This is a genomic window from Trueperaceae bacterium, from assembly GCA_036381035.1.
GTDB lineage: Bacteria > Deinococcota > Deinococci > Deinococcales > Trueperaceae > DASRWD01.
The window spans coordinates 1-2,927 of record DASVDQ010000101.1; the positions used below are offsets into that span (position 1 = coordinate 1).

General features: G+C 72.0%; 3 protein-coding genes. All 3 read right to left on the minus strand.

The window, feature by feature from the left end:
• On the minus strand, window positions 1-563 hold a 563-nt coding region (locus VF202_11940; protein HEX7040823.1), incomplete at its 3' end, for a DUF5693 family protein.
• Window positions 560-1,234: a uridine kinase gene (gene udk / locus VF202_11945; protein ID HEX7040824.1), complete on the minus strand. Its 675-nt coding sequence runs from the start codon at window positions 1,232-1,234 to the stop codon at window positions 560-562. The genes VF202_11940 and udk, both read right to left, overlap by 4 nt.
• 2 nt (window positions 1,235-1,236) lie before the next feature.
• On the minus strand, window positions 1,237-2,927 hold a 1,691-nt coding region (locus VF202_11950), incomplete at its 5' end, for a CTP synthase (protein HEX7040825.1).

Sequence of the window (2,927 nt, forward strand, 5' to 3'; positions counted from 1 at the left end):
GACGCCCAGCGCTCGAGCTCCGCGAGGTCGGGCCCGGCCGGCAGGGTCTGGCGCACGTCGCCGGGCCACCAGTACCAGGTGCGCCCGGCGTACTCGAACGGCTCGGCCGCGGGGACGTTCTTCGCGATCAGCGCGTCGAGGGCGCCTGGCACCAGCGCCGTCACCACGGTCGAGTCCCCGGGCACGGGCGGCGGCTCCTCGCCCCTGGCCGCGGCCTGCGAGCGCAGCTCGTACCCCAGGAGTGCCGCGGCGTAGCCCTTGTTCACCAAGGACTCGACGTTGTCCTCGTAGATAGCGATGCCCGTGAGGCCGAGGTCGCGGTAGCGCTCGGCCAGCTCGAAGCTGGTCATGCCGACGAGCGCGGCCTGCTCGGCGAGCGCCTGCTCGTCCATGACGACCGCGACCTCGACGCGCGAGCCCTCCGACGCGACGCGCCTGGCCACGAGCGCGAGAGCCGGCACGAGCGAGAGCGCCAGCACGACCCACAGCGCCCGGCGCAGGACGCCACCGAGCGGCCCGCCGGCGGCGCCGTTCGGCCGTGCGGCGCCCGGGCCGCGCCTCAAGGACGCGCCCCCGCCCGGGCCACGGCGGCGGGCTCGCTAGCGGCCCCGCCGATGCGCGCCCGCACGTGGTCGACGAGCACGCCGATGGCCGCGACGTTGCGCCCGCCCTCGGGGACGATGACGTCGGCGTACTGCTTCGTGGGCTGTACGTAGAGGTCGTGCATGGGCTTCACCGTGCTCCGGTACTGGTCGATGACGCTCTTGGCGCTGCGCCCGCGCTCCGAGACGTCGCGCTCGAGGCGACGGATGAAGCGCTCGTCGGGCGGCGCGTCCACGTACACCTTGAGGTCGAGCCGGCGGCGCAGCTCCGGCTCGTGCAGCACCAGGATCCCCTCGACCACGACCACGGGAGCCGGCTCGAGGCGCAGCGTCTCGGGCAGCCTGTCCGACGCCTCGAAGTCGTAGAGGGGCCTGTCGACGGCCTGCCAGGCGATGAGCCTGTCGAGGTGCTCGACGAGGTAGGGCGTGTCGAACGCGCCCGGCTCGTCCCAGTTGATGGCGCTGACGCCGTCGAAGTACGGGTCGCTGGCGCGGCGGTAGTAGACGTCCTGCGGCAGCACCAGCACGTGGCCGAGCGCCGCGTCGGCCATCGCCGCCGCGATCGTCGACTTGCCGCTGCCCGTGCCGCCCGCGACGCCTATCACGTAGGGTCGCGGACCGGGACCACCCATCGTCACGCGACCGTGGCGGCCTCCCTGGCCGCGTGCCTGACCGCGGCCTCGATGAAGCCGGTGAACGGCGGCGAGGGGCGCATGAGCCGCGACTTGAACTCGGGGTGGCTCTGCACGCCGAGGAAGAACGGGTGGCCGACGAGCTCGACGGCCTCCACCAGGCCCTCGCCGCGGCCCTCCATGCCCGGCGTCACGCCCGAGACGACGAGGCCGGCGGCCTTCAGGCGCTCCACGTAGTCGGGGTTCACCTCGTAGCGGTGGCGGTGCCGCTCGTGCACCGTCCCGCCCTGCCCGACGGGCAGGCGGTAGACGCGCTCGAGCGTCGTGCCGGGGAAGACCTGCATCGGCCACGAGCCCAGGCGCATGGTGCCGCCCAGGCCGTCCACCTCGAGCTGCTCGGGCATGAGGTCGATGACCGGGTGCGGGGTGTACGGGTCGAACTCGGTGGAGTTCGCGCCCTCGAGCCCGGCGACGTCGCGGGCGAACTCGATGACGGCGACCTGCATGCCGAGGCAGATGCCGAGGTAGGGCACGCCGCGCTCGCGCGCCAGGCGCGCCGCCGCCACCTTGCCCTCGATGCCCCGCACGCCGAACCCGCCCGGCACGAGGATGCCGTCGTAGCCCTCCAGCGAGGGCGGGTCGTCGTTCATCAGCCTCTCGGCGTCGACCCACTCGACGTTCACGGCCGCGCGGTTCGCGATGCCGGCGTGCTTCAGGGCCTCGAGGAGGCTCAGGTAGGCGTCTGGCATGGCCACGTACTTGCCCACCACGGCGATGCGCACGGCGCGCTCCGGCCGCCTGAGGACCCTCACGGCCTCCTGCCACACGCGCAGCTCTGGCGTCACGTGCTCGAGGTGCAGCTTGCGCTCGATGAAGCGGCCCACGCCCTGCTGCTCCAGCATCTCCGGCACGGCGTAGACGTGGTCGGCGTCGTAGGAGTTGAAGACCGCGTCGGGCTCGACGTTCGCGAACAGCGCGATCTTCTGGAGCTGCTCGAGAGGCACCTCCGCCTGCGAGCGCAGGATCAGGGCGTCGGGCTGGATGCCGACGCCGCGCAGCGTGGCCACGGAGTGCTGCGTGGGCTTGGTCTTGAACTCCTCGCTCGTGCCCAGGTACGGCACCAGCGTGACGTGGAAGTAGAGCGTGTTCTCGCGCCCGGCGTCGAAGCGGAACTGCCTGATGGCCTCGAGGAACGGCAGCGACTCGATGTCGCCCACGGTGCCGCCCACCTCGACGAGCACGACCTCGGCGTCGGCCGCCTTGCCTGCGGCGCGGATGCGCTCCTTGATCTCGTCGGTGACGTGGGGGATGACCTGGACCGTGTGGGAGAGGTAGGCGCCGCGGCGCTCCTTCTCTATGACGCTGAGGTAGACCTGGCCGGTGGTGACGTTGTTGCCGCGCGCGAGGTCGACGTCGAGGAAGCGCTCGTAGGTGCCGATGTCGAGGTCGGTCTCGGCGCCGTCGTCGGTGACGAACACCTCGCCGTGCTCGTAGGGCCGCATCGTGCCGGCGTCGACGTTGATGTAGGGGTCGATCTTGACGGCCGTGACCGAGTACCCCCTGGCCCGCAGGAGGGCCCCGATGCTCGAGGTGGCGATGCCCTTGCCGAGGCTCGATACCACCCCCCCGGTGATGAAGATGTACTTCCGGTCCATGGCCAGACCACCTTCCCGGGACTGCATGGTAGCACCCG

What these genes read in the sequence shown, in the direction of transcription:
- udk (HEX7040824.1), bottom strand. Translation starts at nt 1,234, where the DNA reads ATGGGTGGTCCCGGTCCGCGACCCTACGTGATAGGCGTCGCGGGCGGC.